General features: G+C 71.4%; 12 protein-coding genes. 7 read left to right on the top strand and 5 right to left on the bottom strand.

The annotated features are described in order from the left end of the window. Window positions 1-36: 36 nt before the first annotated feature. On the bottom strand, window positions 37-639 hold the full coding sequence (locus tag AB0B66_RS14240) for a TetR/AcrR family transcriptional regulator (RefSeq protein WP_360528330.1): 603 nt from the start codon (window positions 637-639) through the stop codon (window positions 37-39). A gap of 100 nt (window positions 640-739) precedes the next feature. Here AB0B66_RS14240 and AB0B66_RS14245 point away from each other — a divergent pair, with 100 nt between their 5' ends. Together AB0B66_RS14245 and AB0B66_RS14250 are read left to right on the top strand one after the other, a co-directional pair. Then, complete coding sequence (locus AB0B66_RS14245) at window positions 740-1759, top strand: hypothetical protein (RefSeq protein ID WP_360528333.1); 1020 nt, start codon at window positions 740-742, stop codon at window positions 1757-1759. A 171-nt stretch (window positions 1760-1930) separates the two neighbouring features. Further along, entirely contained in the window at window positions 1931-2842 is a 912-nt protein-coding gene (locus AB0B66_RS14250; protein ID WP_360528336.1) for a PAC2 family protein, read from the top strand. 56 nt (window positions 2843-2898) lie between these two features. On the opposite strand, the gene AB0B66_RS14255 is transcribed toward AB0B66_RS14250, so the two are convergent. Then, window positions 2899-4161, bottom strand: coding sequence for a hypothetical protein (locus tag AB0B66_RS14255; RefSeq protein WP_360528338.1), 1263 nt, complete (start codon window positions 4159-4161; stop codon window positions 2899-2901). A 233-nt stretch (window positions 4162-4394) separates the two neighbouring features. On the opposite strand from AB0B66_RS14255, the gene AB0B66_RS14260 reads away from it, so the two are divergent. The 5 genes from AB0B66_RS14260 to AB0B66_RS14280 all read left to right on the top strand — a co-directional run bounded on the left by AB0B66_RS14260 (window position 4395) and on the right by AB0B66_RS14280 (window position 11565). After that, entirely contained in the window at window positions 4395-5945 is a 1551-nt protein-coding gene (locus tag AB0B66_RS14260; RefSeq protein WP_360528341.1) for an AMP-binding protein, read from the top strand. 292 nt (window positions 5946-6237) lie between these two features. After that, complete coding sequence (locus AB0B66_RS14265) at window positions 6238-7227, top strand: AEC family transporter (RefSeq protein ID WP_360528344.1); 990 nt, start codon at window positions 6238-6240, stop codon at window positions 7225-7227. Window positions 7228-7481: 254 nt separating this feature from the next. Beyond that, entirely contained in the window at window positions 7482-8936 is a 1455-nt protein-coding gene (locus tag AB0B66_RS14270; protein WP_360528347.1) for a glycoside hydrolase family 6 protein, read from the top strand. Window positions 8937-9092: 156 nt separating this feature from the next. After that, window positions 9093-9560, top strand: a complete 468-nt coding sequence (locus AB0B66_RS14275) for a peroxiredoxin (protein ID WP_360528350.1) — start codon at window positions 9093-9095, stop codon at window positions 9558-9560. A 238-nt stretch (window positions 9561-9798) separates the two neighbouring features. Then, window positions 9799-11565 carry an ABC transporter ATP-binding protein gene (locus AB0B66_RS14280; protein WP_360528353.1) on the top strand — a complete coding sequence of 589 codons (1767 nt, stop codon included), beginning with the start codon at window positions 9799-9801 and terminating at the stop codon, window positions 11563-11565. A 48-nt stretch (window positions 11566-11613) separates the two neighbouring features. Here the strand turns inward: AB0B66_RS14280 and AB0B66_RS14285 are convergent, their stop codons facing one another. Genes AB0B66_RS14285 through AB0B66_RS14295 form a run of 3 tightly spaced genes read right to left on the bottom strand, consistent with a single transcriptional unit; the run spans window position 11614 to window position 14440 of the window. Continuing rightward, complete coding sequence (locus AB0B66_RS14285) at window positions 11614-12042, bottom strand: hypothetical protein (RefSeq protein ID WP_360528356.1); 429 nt, start codon at window positions 12040-12042, stop codon at window positions 11614-11616. A 14-nt stretch (window positions 12043-12056) separates the two neighbouring features. Continuing rightward, window positions 12057-13406, bottom strand: coding sequence for an NAD(P)/FAD-dependent oxidoreductase (locus AB0B66_RS14290; RefSeq protein WP_360528359.1), 1350 nt, complete (start codon window positions 13404-13406; stop codon window positions 12057-12059). A 23-nt stretch (window positions 13407-13429) separates the two neighbouring features. After that, window positions 13430-14440, bottom strand: coding sequence for a LacI family DNA-binding transcriptional regulator (locus tag AB0B66_RS14295; RefSeq protein ID WP_360528363.1), 1011 nt, complete (start codon window positions 14438-14440; stop codon window positions 13430-13432). Window positions 14441-14670 lie beyond the last annotated feature (230 nt).

Consider the following 14670-nt stretch of genomic DNA (forward strand, 5'->3'; position numbering starts at 1 on the left):
CAGCGGTCACCCAGGTCACAGCCGTATGGCCGGGTCTCAGTTCTTGTCAGGAGAGTGCAGCAGTGCCGTGATGCCGGCGAGGAAGGTGTCCGGATCGGGTCGTCCGAGCAGCACCCGCTGCAACGCGTATCCGGGCACCATGCTGAACAGCACCGCGCCGACCGCCTCGGGGTCGGCGTCGGCGGGCAGCCGCCCGGCGGCCTGCTGGTCGCGGGCGATCTCGTCGAAGTGGCCGCGGACCCGCCCGTAGATCGTGCGGACGAACGCGGCCAGCTCCGGATTGCGCAGTGACTCGGCCCAGACCTGCAGCGCCATCGGGAACACGCCCTCCGGGCTGAACTGCGGGTCGACGGTCTGCAGCAGGCGGCGCATCACGTCCTCGATCGGCGGTGGGGGGTCGATCGCGCGCACCTCGTCGAGCAGGTCGCTGACCCGGCCGATCACCTGCTCGGCGATGGCGGTGACCAGCTCCTCCTTGCTCTTGAAGTAGCGGTAGAACGCGCCGACCGACAGCCCGGCCTCGGAGATCACGTCCTGCATCGAGGTGGCGTGGAAGCCGTTGCGCGCGAAGCAGGCCCGAGCGGCGTCGAGGATCTGCTGGCGGCGGGCGGCGAGGTGGGCTTCGGAGACGCGTGGCATGGCTCTCATCGTAAAACGAACGATCGTTCTTGACAGGTGGCAGGGAGCGGGCGCATGGTTGCGCCAAAGAGAACGAACATTCGTTTTAAGGAGATCCACCATGCGCCGCACCCCGCCCCCGGCGGTCCTGGCGGTGGCCGTCGCCGTTGGCGTGATGGCCCTGCAGGCCCTGCTCCTGCCCTTGTTCGCCGCGCCCGCCGCCAACGTGGAGCCGCGTGACCTGCCCGTCGTCGTGACCGGTCCCGCCCCGGCCGTAGCGGCGTTCACTTCCAAGATCGAGTCGATGAGCCCGGGCGCGTTCGAGGTCACCACGGTCGCCGACGCCGCCGCGGCGGACGCGGCGGTGCTGGACCGCGAGGCGTACGCCGCCTTCGTGCTCAGCCCGAGCGGCGTCGCCCTGCGCACCGCCTCGGCCGCCGCGCCCGCCGTGGCCGGCCTGTTCAGCGCCGCCGCCGCGCAGCTCGGCGCGAGCACCGGCACCCCGGTGACCGTCACCGACCTCGCCCCGCTCGGCCCCGACGACCCGCGCGGCGGCGGCTTCGCGGCGGGCTTCTTCCCCTTGGTTATCACGTCCATGGCGGCCGCGATCGCGCTCTACTTCGTCGTGGCCGGCTTCGCCGCGCGGCTCGTCGGGCTGCTCGCCTTCGCCGCCCTGTCCGGCGCGGCCGGCGCGACTGTGCTGCAGACCTGGCTCGGTGTCGTCGGCGGCGACTGGTGGCCGGTCGCGGGCGTCATCGCGCTGATCACCCTCGCCATCAGCGCTACGATCCACGGCCTGGCCGGCGTCGCCGGGCCGCGCGGCATCGGCCTCGGCGCGGTGCTGATCCTGCTGGTCGGCAACGCGCTGGGTGCGGTCGGCGCGGCCCCCGAACTGCTGCCGCAGCCGTGGGGCGAGGTCGGCCAATGGCTGCCGATCGGGGCCGGGGCGACCCTGCTGCGCTCGGCCGCCTGGTTCGGCGGTGCGGGCGGCGGTCCGGCGGCCTGGGTGCTGGCCTCGTGGGCGCTGATCGGGCTGGCCCTGGTCGGCCTCGGCGGGCTCGGACGCAAGGAGCAGGCGCTGCCGGAGGAGGCGGAGGCGCACGAGGCGGCCCGCCAGCTCGGCGCTACGGTGGCAGCCTGAGCTGACGTACGCCGGGCGCGCCCGCCTGCGCGCCCGGCGTATCCCCCTGCGGAACGGGGTTCCGTAGACGGCGATGCGGGAATCCGGAACGATGGTGTTCCGGAACAGGAATGCGCTCCCCGTGCGCGTTGTTGGCTCCGGTGGAACGACCATCTGCAGGAGGCGAACGACGTGCTCGACCCACAGAAGCTCTACCAGCTGACCGACGAACTGCCCGAGCTGGGCCGGCCGGTCCTGCTGCACGCGCTCTCCGGGTTCGTCGACGCCGGTTCGGCCGGCAAGCTCGCCCGCGAGCACCTGCTCGACTCGCTGGAGTCGACCGTGGTGGCCGAGTTCGATCTCGACCAGCTCTACGACTACCGCTCCCGCCGTCCGCTGATGCACTTCTCAGCCGACCACTGGGAGGCGTACGACGAGCCCAAACTGGAGCTGCACGCCCTGCGCGACCACGACGACACCCCGTTCCTGCTGCTCACCGGTCCCGAGCCGGACTTCCAGTGGGAGCGGTTCGTGGCCGCCACGACCGGGCTGATCGAGCAGCTCCAGGTGCGGCTGACCATCGGCGTGCACGCGATCCCGATGTCCGTGCCGCACACCCGCCCCGCGGGCATCACCGCCCACGGCACCCGGCCCGAGCTGGTGGTCGGCCATGAGCCGTGGATCGCCGACGTGCAGGTCCCGGCGAGCATGACCAACCTGCTGGAGTACCGGCTGGGCGAGGCCGGGCACGACGCCATGGGCTTCGCCGCGCACGTGCCCCACTACCTCGCCGACAGCGAGTACCCGCAGGCCGCGGAGCTGCTGCTGACCTCGGTGTCGCGGGCCACCGGCCTGCTGCTGCCGACCGAGGACCTGCGCGAGGCCGGGGACCGGGTGCGCGCCGAGATCGAACGCCAGCTGACCGACAACCACCAGGCCGCGGCCGTGGTCAAGGCGCTGGAGGAGCAGTACGACGCTTTCATGCGCGGCCGGGGCAGCAACCTGCTGACCGAGCCCGCGCCGCTGCCGACGGCCGACGAGCTGGGTGCGGAGCTGGAGCGTTTCCTCGCCGAGCACAGCAAGGGCGACAAGAGCGAGGGCTGACCAGGTACGACGGAAGGGGCGGCACGCGTGGCGTGCCGCCCCTTCGCCATGTCCGCTCAGGTGGCCAGGGCGAACTGGAAGCCGGTCGACACGTCCTTCGGCTTGTCCAGGCCGGTCACCACGGTCGCCGGAACGAGCACCGGGTCGAACCCGGTGAACCCGATGCCGACCTGCCCGGACGAGTTGTCGCCCCAGGCCTTGATGATCCCGTTGCTGATGGCGACGGTGAAACCGCCGTCGAGGCCCGCTCCGGACCCGGCGGTGGAGATGTCGACGACGCCGGTGAGGCCGACCGCCTCGGCGGGGCGCAGCTGCGGGGTCGCCGTCGTGCCGAGGCCGAGCTGGCCGTCGCCGTTCGCGCCCCAGCCCTTCACCCGGCCGTTGGCCAGGATCGCGAGGCTGGAGAAGCCGCCCGCGTTGACGGTCCTGGCGCCGGTGAGGTCGACGACCGGCGTCGGGGTCGGCACCGGGGCGGTGCTGGCGGTGCCGGTGCCGACCTGGGCGCGCGAGTTCTCGCCCCAGCCGCGCACAGTCCCGTTGCCGAGCACCGCGAGCGCGTGGCTGTCGCCGGCGTCGACCTGCTTGACCCGTACGCCCGCGAGGCCGCCCACCGTCACCGGCGTGGTCTGCGGGTCGGGGCTGACCTCGCCGACGCCCAGCTGACCGGAGCGGTTGTCGCCCCAGGCGCGCAGCGTGCCGTCGGCCAGCAGCGCCAGGCTGAACTGCGAACCGGCCGCAATGCCGACGACCTTCAGCCCGGTCAGCCCGGTGACGGCGACCGGGGTGGTGCGGTCGTCGGTGGTGCCGTCGCCGAGCTGGCCGCGGGCGTTGTCGCCCCAGGCGAGCACGGTGCCGTTGCCCAACAGGGCGAGGCTGTGCGCCCCGCCCGCGGCCAGGGCCTTCACCCCGCGCACGTTCGGCACGGAGCCGGGGATCGGGCGGTCGATGGTGGTGCCGTCGCCGAGCTGGCCGTCCTCATTGTCGCCCCACGCCTTGACCGTGCCGTTGTGCAGCAGCGCCAGGCTGAACCGGCCGCCGCCCTCGACGTCGAGGACCTCATCCGGCACGGCGGCGCTGACGGCGCTCGGCCGGGTGATCAGCGTGCCGTCGCCGAGCTGGCCGGAGTCGTTGAAGCCCCAGGACTCGACGCCCGCGACCGGCGCCTGCGGCCTGGGCTTCGGCTTGCCGTGGCTGCCGCCGGCGTGGCTGCCACCGCCTTTCACATCCTCTGCCCAGACGGCATGTGGCGCCGCCAGGGCGATCATGGTGGTGACGGCGACGGCCCCCAGGGCGCGCAGTCCTGTCGTGACAGGTCGCATGTACGTTCCCCCGCATGGTTGCGACATGAGTCGGCCGCACCCGAGCGCGCGACGAAAGCGCAGCTCACGGCCTCGTGCTAGTTGTATCGCAGGGTGGTCCCGCGATCATCGCGACGCGCGACGGCGGACCGGCCCGGATCGTCGCCGACCGTTGCCGGGGTATTGCCGAACGGTGAACGTGCACGCATGATGACGGAACTTCGACGTGCACCGCGTACGAGAGTGAGGCGACGATGCCCTTTTCCAGCCCCATGGCCGACGTCGAGATCCCCGAGGTCTCCGTCCCGCAGCTCGTGATCGGACCCGCGGCGGCCCGCGGCGACCATCCCGCGCTGATCGACGGCCGCACCGGGCAGACGCTGACGTACGCGCAGCTCGCGCACATGGTGGACCGGCTCGCCGCCGGGCTGGCCGGGGCCGGGCTGCGGCCGGGTGACGTGCTGGCCCTGTTCAGCCCGAACACGCTGCTCTATCCGGTGGTGTTCCACGCCGCGCTGGCCGCCGGCGCGACGGTCACCACCGTCAACGCGCTGGCGACCCCGAAGGACCTGACCACCCAGCTCAGCGACTCCGGGGCGAAACTGCTGGTCACCGTGTCGCCGTTCCTCGACCGCGCGAGCGCCGCCGCCGCGCAGGTGCAGGAGATCCTCGTCTGCGACACGGCCGAGGGATACCGCTCGGTGCAGGAGCTGATGGCCACGGCCGAGCCCGCGCCCGTGGTGGACATCGACCCGGCCACGGCGCTGGCCGTGCTGCCGTACTCCAGCGGCACCACCGGCGTGGCCAAGGGTGTCATGCTCACCCACCGCAACCTGGTCGCCAACATCGCGCAGACCCAGCAGGTAGTCAAATACGACCCCGCGGACAAGGTGCTGGCGGTGCTGCCGTTCTTCCACATCTACGGGCTGACCGTGCTGATGAACATGGCCCTGTCGAAGGGCGCGACGCTGATCGTGCTGCCGCGCTTCGACCTGGTCGAGTTCCTGACCGCGATGCAGGACCAGAAGGTCAGCCGCGCGTTCGTCGCGCCGCCGATCGTGCTGGCGCTGGCCAAGCACCCGCTCGTCGACCAGTACGACCTGTCCGCGCTGCAGGTCGTGTTCTCCGGCGCGGCCCCGCTCGACGGCGAACTCGCGCAGGCCTGCGCGACCCGGCTGGGCTGCGTGGTGCAGCAGGGCTACGGCATGACCGAGCTGTCGCCGGTGTCGCACGCGCAGGTCCACGGCGACACCCGGGTCAAGCCCGGCACGGTCGGTCCGCTGATCCCGAACACGCTGGCCCGGGTGGTGGACGTGGCCACCGGCGACGACCTCGGCACCGGCGAGCCCGGCGAACTGTGGATCAAGGGGCCGCAGGTGATGCAGGGCTACCTGGGCCGCCGCGCGGACACCGACGCGACCGTCGACGCCGACGGGTGGCTGCACACGGGCGACGTGGGCCTGGTCGACGCCGACGGAGACTGGTTCATCGTCGACCGGGTCAAGGAGCTGATCAAGTACAAGGGTTACCAGGTGCCGCCGGCCGAGCTGGAGGCGGTGCTGCTGGGCCACCCGTTGATCGCCGACGCGGCGGTGGTCGCCGGGCACGACGCCGAGGGCGAGGAGATCCCGCACGCCTTCGTCGCGGCCGCCCCCGGCGCCGAGCTGAGCGCTCAGGACGTCAAGGACTACGTCGCCGAGCGGGTCGCGCCGTACAAGCGGGTCCGTGCCGTCACCTTCGTCGACGCCATCCCCAAGAGCGCCTCCGGCAAGATCCTCCGCAAGGACCTCCGCGCCCAGCTCTGACGGGTCCGGGCCGGGCCGGGCCGGGACGAAGGAAGGGCACCTTCTTAACGCTCCGCGTTGTAGAAGGTGCCCTTCCTGACGCGGGGCGCGGGGTGAGCAGGACCGGCGAATCCCCAAAGGCCAGGTGGGCGTGTCCGGCGCCGCCACGATCGTTCGACTTGCCTGGCACCTGTGCGTATCTTGAGCGCCCATACGACCACTTGCCGGGCAAGTCGGACGATCATGGGGCAGCGTCGTGGGGGTGCCGCACCCGGCTGCGCGGGCGTGTCGGGCGGAGGACTAGCGTGACCAGGTGTTCGCCGCGTTCGCTCCGATCTGGATGATCACTGCCCTGGGCTGGGGCACGATGCGCTTCGGGGTGCTGACCCGGGCCACCCAGCAGGCGCTGGCGAACTTCACCTTCGTCATCGCGATCCCGTGCGTGCTGTTCACGTCACTGGTCAAGGTGCCGCTCGGCGACCTGCCGCTGCGTCCGCTGGCCGCCATCGCGCTGAGCACGCTGCTGATCGGGCTGTCGGTGTACCTCCTCGCGCGCCGGCTCATGCCCGGCCCCGACGGGGATCGGGTCATCGCGGCGATGGCGTCGGCGTACGTCAACGCGGGCAACCTCGGCGTGCCGGTCGCGGTGTACGTCCTCGACGACGTCTCGCTGATCATGGCGGTGCTGGTCTTCCAGACCATGCTGGTGACCCCGCTGATCGTCGGGCGGCTCGACGCCTCCGCGCACCGGGCCGAGCGGGACCGCCTGGCGGCCGGTCCGGAGCACGGCGCCGGGGCGGAGGAGCGGGCCGGGAGCGCCGCGGCGTCGCGCTGGCGGCGGCTGGCGATGCTGCCGCTGCGTACCCCCGTGATCCTGGGGTCGATGGCGGGCGTGACCGCGAGCGCGGCCGGGTGGCTGCCGCCGGAGTGGCTGCTGCGGCCGCTGGAGCTGCTGGGCGGCGCGGCGGTGCCGGCGGCGCTGTTCGCGCTGGGCATGTCGCTGCACCAGACGGACGCGTCGGCGTGGCGGCTGCCCGGGCGCGAGGTCACCGCGGCGGTGCTGCTGAAGGTGGTCGCCCAGCCGGTGGCGGCGTACCTGATCGGGCGTTGGCTGCTGGGCCTCGACGGCGCGGCGCTGCTGGCGGTGACGCTGGTCGCGGGCCTGCCGACGGCCCAGAACACCTTCGTGTACGCGTCGGAGTTCCGTGCTTCGACCGCGCTGAGCAGGGACGCGATCCTGTTCTCCAGCCTGCTGTCGATGGGCACCCTCACGCTGATCCTCTGGCTGCTCGGCCCAGCCTGACGCGGACCGCTTCATGCCTGCTCAGAGCAGGTGGAGTGTTAACAAGGTGCCCTTCCTCCACATACAGCGATGTGAAGGTGCCCTTCCTTTCCTCGCGAGGGGAGGGAATGATGGGGGTGGAGCTGAGGCGCCGCCGTGCGAAGGGCAGAACCATTCGGTTCGTACGGGTGGCGTAGGCCGTGACGTCTGTCGTAGCCGTGTCCGGGCAGGAATCTGCACGTCGACCGCATCACAGACGTCTCTAGGAGAGTGCGTTGACCCCCGATCTCACGTCATCGCCGCACCACCACCGCCGCAGGGCCGACCGCCGCCTGGTCGCGCTCGGCGCGGCCGCCGCCATGACCGCCGCCACCGCCCTGGCGGGGGTGCTGCTGGCGAGCACCGAAGCCGCCGCAGGCACGTTGAGCGGCAGTTTCTACCGCGACCCCACGTCCGGCGTGAACCAGTGGCTCGCGGCCAACCCGAACGACTCGCGCGCGTCGCTGATCAGCCAGCGCATCGGCAGCCAGCCGCAGGCCCGCTGGTTCGCCAACTACAACCTGAGCACGATCCAGTCGCAGGTCACGTCGTACGTGAACGCCGCGAACAGCGTGAACCAGATCCCGGTGCTGGTGCCGTACATGCTGCCCAACCGCGACTGCGGCGGGGCGAGCGCGGGCGGCGCGCCCACCATCAGCGCTTACCGGACCTGGATCGACAGCTTCGCCGCGGGTCTCGGCACGCGCACCGCCGTGATCATCCTCGAGCCGGACTCGCTGGCCCTGCAGACCTGCCTGTCGTCGAGCGACAAGGCCGATCGCAACTCCGCGCTCAGCTACGCCGTGACGAAGTTCAAGCAGGTCAACTCCAACGCGAAGGTGTATCTCGACGCGGGCCACTCGGCCTGGAACAGCGCGTCGGACACCGCGTCGCGGCTGCAGGCGGCCGGTGTGTCCAACGCGGCCGGCTTCTACTCCAACGCGTCCAACTTCCGCTGGACCGCCGACGAGGTCAACTTCGGCCGCAACGTGCTCAACGCGCTCGGCAACGGCAACCTGCACCAGGTCATCGACACCGCCCGCAACGGCAAGGGCCCGCTGGGCAGCGAGTGGTGCGACCCGTCCGGCCGGGGCACCGGCCAGGCGCCGACCACCGCCACCAACGAGTCGACCGTCGACGCGTTCATCTGGATCAAGCCGCCGGGCGAGGCCGACGGCTGCGCCGCGAGCGCGGGGCAGTTCGTGCCGGACCTGGCGTACTCGCTGGCCCAGAACGGCATCGTGACCAGCCCGCCGCCGAGCCCGTCCACGGTGCCGTCGCCGTCGCGCTCGGCCTCGCCGTCCCCGTCGGCTCCGCCGTCGCCCTCGGCCTCGCCGTCGACCCCGCCCTCGCCGTCACCGTCGGCGAGCCAGGGCACCGGGGCCTGTTCGGTGAGCTACAAGGTGGACAGCCAGTGGAACAACGGCTTCGTCGTGTCGGTGGTCATCACCAACCGCGGGCCGGCGATCACGTCGTGGACGCTGACCTGGACGTACAGTGGCAACCAGGCGGTCACCAACGCCTGGAACGCCACGGTCACGGCCAGCGGGGCGAACGTCACGGCGCGCAACGTGGCGCACAACGGCAGCATCGCCACGAACGGGACGGCGAGCTTCGGCTTCCAGGCCACGTACAGCGGGACCAACACCAACCCGACCGCCTTCAAACTGAACAACGTCACCTGCAGTTGAGAACGGCTGAGCAGGACCGGAGGGCCGATACGCTGCGTATCGGCCCTCCGGCCGCCGGTGGTGGGAACAGCCGCGCCGGGGTCGGTGTTCGACCTGGGCGGACACGAATACGATTCGGGTCCTACGGTGGATGTTCCGGTGACAGTGGAGGCAGGCATGGCGAAGGCACGTGGTCCGCAGGTGGGCGAGGTGGCTCCCGACTTCGAGCTGCCCTCGCAGGGCGGTGAGACGGTGCGACTCAGCGACTTCCGGGGCAAGCAGACCGTCGTCCTGTACTTCTACCCCAAGGACAACACGTCCGGCTGCACCGCGGAGGCCTGCTCCTTCCGGGACAGCTACGAGGTCTTCACCGAGGCCGGCGCACAGGTCATCGGCGTCAGCTCCGACTCCGTCGAGTCGCACGACGGCTTCGCCCAGCGCTACAAGCTGCCGTTCCTGCTGCTGGCCGACGCGGGCGGCGAGGTCCGCAAGGCGTACGACGTCCCGGCCACCTTCGGCCTGCTGCCCGGCCGGGTCACCTACGTCATCGACCGCGAGGGCGTGGTCCGCAACGTCTTCTCCTCCCAGGCCAACATCGGCAAACACGTCACCTCCGCCCTCGAAGTAGTCCAGTCCCTCGCCTGACGGGCAAAGGAAGGGCACCTTCTTAACGCTCCGCGTTGCACAAGGTGCCCTTCTTAACGCCCGATGGTGCCTGAGCAGGGCGGGAGCGCCGCCACCGCGACGGCGTGACGCAGGCCGCCCTGGCCGCACCGGTCGCCGTCGCCTAGGCTCGTGCCCGGACTTCGAAGGCGAAGGGCTGCTCGCCGCACCCGAGGACCCTCCGAAGCGCGCGGGCCGCCCGGCGAGGCAGGTAACGAACATGGCGCTGGCCCAGCACCCCCTTGACCACCGCTACCACGGCGAACACCCGGTGCGCACCGTCGCCTACCTGCTGCGCGAGGACCGCTGGCGGCTGCTGCTCGGGGTGCTGGCGTTCGCGGTCAAGCACAGCCCGACCTGGCTGCTGCCCCTGGTCACCGCCAACGTGATCGACGTCGTGGTGCGCCACGAACCCGTCGAGCGGCTGTGGTGGAACGCCGGCCTGATGCTCGCCTGCCTGAGCCTCAACTACCCGTTCCACGTGCTGTTCGTACGCAACCACAGCGGCTCCGTCCGACGCATGGGCACCCGGCTGCGCTCGGCCCTGTGCCGCCGGATGCAGGAGCTGTCCATCGGCTACCACTCCCGCTCCAGCGCGGCCGTGCTGCAGTCGAAGGTGATCCGCGACGTCGAGGCGATCGAGCAGATGGTCCAGCAGGCCGGCGACGTGGGCGTGGGCGCGCTGATGATGCTGCTCGGCGGCACCGTCGTGATCGCGCTTCGGGCCCCGCTGTTCCTGCCGGTCTTCCTGGTGCTGGTGCCGTGCGCGGCGTTCCTGGTGATGAAATTGCGCAACCGGATGCGCACGGACAACGAGTCGTTCCGCCGCGAGGTGGAGCGGCTGTCGTCGCGGGTCGCCGAGATGACCACGCTGATCCCGATCACCCGCGCGCACGGCCTGGAGCGCGACGCGCTGCGCCGGGTCGACGGCTCGCTGGACCGCGTACTGCGCGCGGGTCTGCGCCTGGACCTGCTCAACGGCCGCTTCGGTGCGCTGGCCTGGACCCAGATGCAGGTGCTGAGCGTGGCCTGCCTGGCCGGCTCGGCGCTGGTCGCGTACTACGGCTGGGCCCCGATCACCGAGGGCGACGTGGTGATGCTCAGCGCGTACTTCTCCACGCTGACCGGCTCGGTGATGACGCTGATGAGCCTCGGCCCGATCTTCGTCAAGGGGCTGGAGTCGGTGCGCTCGGCGGGCGAGTTGCTGCAGGCCCCCGACCTGGAGGTCAACGCGGGCAAGCTGCGGGTCGACGAGGTGCGCGGCGCGGTGCGCTTCGAGGGCGTGGGTTTCGCGTACGACGGCGCGGCAGGCAGCGCTGTTCGCGACTTCGACCTCGACGTCGCGGCGGGCGAGCGCATCGCGCTGGTCGGCCCGTCGGGCGCGGGCAAGTCCACCATCCTGAACCTGGTCATCGGCTTCCTCCGGCCGACCTCCGGCCGCCTCCTGCTCGACGGCCGCGACATGGAGACCCTGGACCTGCGCACCTACCGGCGCTTCGTCTCGGTGGTGCCGCAGGAGCCGATCCTGTTCGAGGGCAGCATCTTCGACAACGTCACGTACGGCATGGCCGACGTGCCCCTGGAGCGGGTGCGCCAGGCGCTGGCCGACGCGAACGCGCTGGACTTCGTCGACCAGCTCACCGACGGGCTGGACACGGTGGTGGGGGAGCGCGGCGCACGCCTGTCCGGCGGCCAGCGCCAGCGCCTGGCCATCGCGCGCGCCCTGATCCGCGACCCGCGCGTGCTGATCCTCGACGAGGCCACCTCCGCCCTGGACACCCACTCCGAGGCGCTGATCCAGCAGGCGATGGAGCGGCTGGTCGCGGGCCGTACCGTCTTCGTCGTCGCGCACCGCCTGTCCACCATCCGCAACGCCGACCGCATCATCGTCATGCGCGACGGCCGCATCGAGGAGATCGGCCCGCACGACGACCTGCTCTCCCGGCGCGGCTCGTACGCCCGCCTCCAGTCCACCCAGCTCGCCTGAGGAAACCCGCAGCTCAGTGCATGACGAAGGTTAAGAAGGGCACCTTCTTTAACGCGGAGCGTTAAGAAGGTGCCCTTCCTTTGGGGCGAGGAGGAAGAGGGAGACCGGCACGGCGAGGCCTGCGATCAGGGTGAACAGGCTTGCCCAGAGGTCGGGGCCGGTCAGGGTGCCGTGGTGGAAGGTGTGGAAGCCCAGGTGGAGGGTGTTGAAGGTGATGGAGCCGGCGAGGGCGAGGCGGGCGGTGGCGCGGCGGTAGCGGATCGCGGGCACGGCCAGCAGGACGGCCAGGGTCAGGAAGGTCGCGCCCAGGTCGGCCGTGAGGTGCTCGTTGTAGGGCGGGTACGCGGCGGTCCAGTGGTGGCCGAGGCCGGGGAACGTGGTGAAGAAGTGGCGTGGGGCCGCATAGGCCCATAGCCCCCACCACAGGTGGACCACCGCCATGCCGGCCAGCCCGAGCCGGACGATCAGCTTGCGCATGCCCGCAGTGTGCCCTACACCTCCAGTTGCTGCACGGCCGCCTCGATGGCGCGGTGGAAGGTCGGGTACGCGTAGATCATGTGCTGCAGGACGTGCACCGGGACCTGGGCGTGCACGGCGACGGCCAGCGCGCTGAGCACCTCGCCGCCGGTGGGCCCGGCCGAGGTCGCGCCGACGAGCACGTCCCGGTCGCGGTCGGCGACGAGCTTGATGAACCCGTCGTTGCCGACCTTGTTGATCCAGCCGCGGGTGGACTCGGGCAGTTTCGTGTACGCGGTCTGCACGTGGATGCCCTGGTGGCGAGCCGCTTCCTCGGTCAGCCCGACCGAGCCGATCTCGGGGTCGGTGAAGGTGACCCGGGGGTGCGCCCGGTAGTCGGCGGGCGGTCCCTCCTGGCCGAGGATGTCGCGGATCGCGATGGCCGCCTGGTACATCGCCATGTGCGTGAACGCGCCGTGGCCGGTGCAGTCGCCGACGGCCCACAGCCCGTCGGCGGCCCGCATGTGCCCGTCCACGGTGATCTCCTTGGCGGCCGGGTCCAGGCCGACCGTGTCCAGGCCGAGCCTGTGCAGGTCGGCGGTGCGCCCGGTGGCGACGAGCAGCTTCTCCGAGGCGAACTCCCGGCCGTCGGCCAGGTGCACGGTGTTGCCGTCGACCCGTACCGCCCGGCAGCCGGTGTGCACGGCGACGCCGTCGCGCTGGAGCACCTCGGTGATCAGCTCCGACGACTCGGGCTCCTCGTACGCCATCAGCCGGTCCATCGCCTCGATGACGGTGACCCGGACCCCGAAGCGCTGGAACATCTGCGCCAGTTCGAGGCCGATCGCCCCGCCGCCGAGCACGGTCAGCGACGTCGGCAGGTCCTCCACCTCGATGGCTTCCTTGTTGGTCCAGAACGGGGTCTCGGCCAGCCCGGGGATCGGCGGGATCGCGGCCTTGGTGCCGGTGCCGACGACGACGCCCTTGCGCGCGGTGTAGACCTGCCCGTCGACCTCGACCCGCTTCGGCCCGGCCAGCCTGCCGGTGCCGCGCAGGAAGCGGCCGCCGCGCCCGGTGAACCGGTCGACGGCGACCTTGTCGTCCCAGAAGTCGGTGGCCTCCTCCCGGATGCGCTTGGCCACCGGGGCCCAGTCGGGGAAGACCTCCGAGGAGCCCGCCATGCCGCTGATCCGGCGGCCCTCGGCCAGCAGGCCGGAGGCCCGGATCATCATCTTGCTGGGGACGCAGCCCCAGTACGGGCATTCGCCGCCGACGAGCCGGTTCTCGATGCCGAGCACGCTCAGCCCGGCCATGGCCAGCTTGCCGCCGACCTCCTCGCCGCCGACGCCCATGCCGAGGACGATGACGTCCACTTCTTCAGCCATGAGTCCTGTATATCCGAATCCGGTCAGGCTGATGCGCGTACCACGAGTTCGGTCGGCAGGACCACGGCCGGCGGGACCTCCTCGCCCGCGATGACCCGCAGCAGCTGGCGGGCCAGCTCCCGACCCAGCTCCAGGATCGGCTGCCGGACGGTGGTCAGCGGCGGGTCGGTGTAGCGGGAGATGTCGAAGTCGTCGAAGCCGACCACGGCGACGTCCTCGGGGATGCGCCGGCCCAGCTCGCGCAGCGTGGTGATGGCCCCGTGCGCCATCAGGTCCGAGGCCACGAAGACCGCGTCGAGCTGCGGGTCGTCCTCCAGCAGCTGGCGCATCGCGGTCGCGCCGGACTCGCGGGTGAAGTCGCCGACGGCCACGATCGAGCGCCGGTCGGAGCCGCGCAGCTCGGCGCGGTAGCCGGCGAGCCGGTCGATGCCGGCGACCATGTCCTGCGGCCCGGCGATGGTGGCGATGCGGGACCGGCCCGAGTCGAGCAGGTGGCGCACGGCTGCCCGCACGCCGCCGATGTGGTCCACGTCGACGTACGGGACCGCCGAGCGGCCCAGGGGGCGGCCGCTGACGACGACCGGCATGCCGAGCCGGTGCAGCTGTCCGGGCAGCGGGTCCACGCCGTGGGTCGAGGCGAACAGCACCCCGTCCACGTGCCGCGCGGTGGTGTAGCGCTCGACCCGCTCGTATCCGCCGACGGTGTTGGTCATCATCAGCACGAGCTGCTTGTCGGCCGCGTCGAGCTCCTGGCTGACGCCGTGGATGATGCTCGGGAAGAACGGGTCGTCGGAGAAGACGCGGCTGGCGCTCTCCGGCAGGACCAGCGCGATCGAGTCGGTGCGCTGGGTGACCAGGCTCCTGGCGGCCGCGTTGGGGATGTAACCAAGCTCCTCGACGGCTCGGCGCACCGCGCTGCGGATCGGCTCGGCGACCTTGGGCGAGCCGTTGACCACCCGCGAGACGGTCGCCCGGGACACCCCGGCCAGACGCGCCACGGCCTCCAACGTAGGCCGCTCATGTGCCTGGCTCATGCGTGCTCCCTGTTCCTGTGCGACCCGCCCCGGGCGGGTCCGACGAAGGTGACCTTACCTCCTTCCCGTTACGGCACGAAGCCGCACGTGAGAGCGCTTTCAGGGAGAGAGCGATTGCACAGCTCGGTAACGAGAAGGTAATCAACCCTTGACAGGGCCTAGGTCCGACTCCATTCTCTGCTGTGAGAGCGCTCTCTCATCCCGGCCGCGAATTGCCCTGATGAGCGGCC

It is taken from the genome of Catellatospora sp. NPDC049111, assembly GCF_040648615.1.
GTDB classification, from domain to species: Bacteria; Actinomycetota; Actinomycetes; order Mycobacteriales; family Micromonosporaceae; genus Catellatospora; species Catellatospora aurea.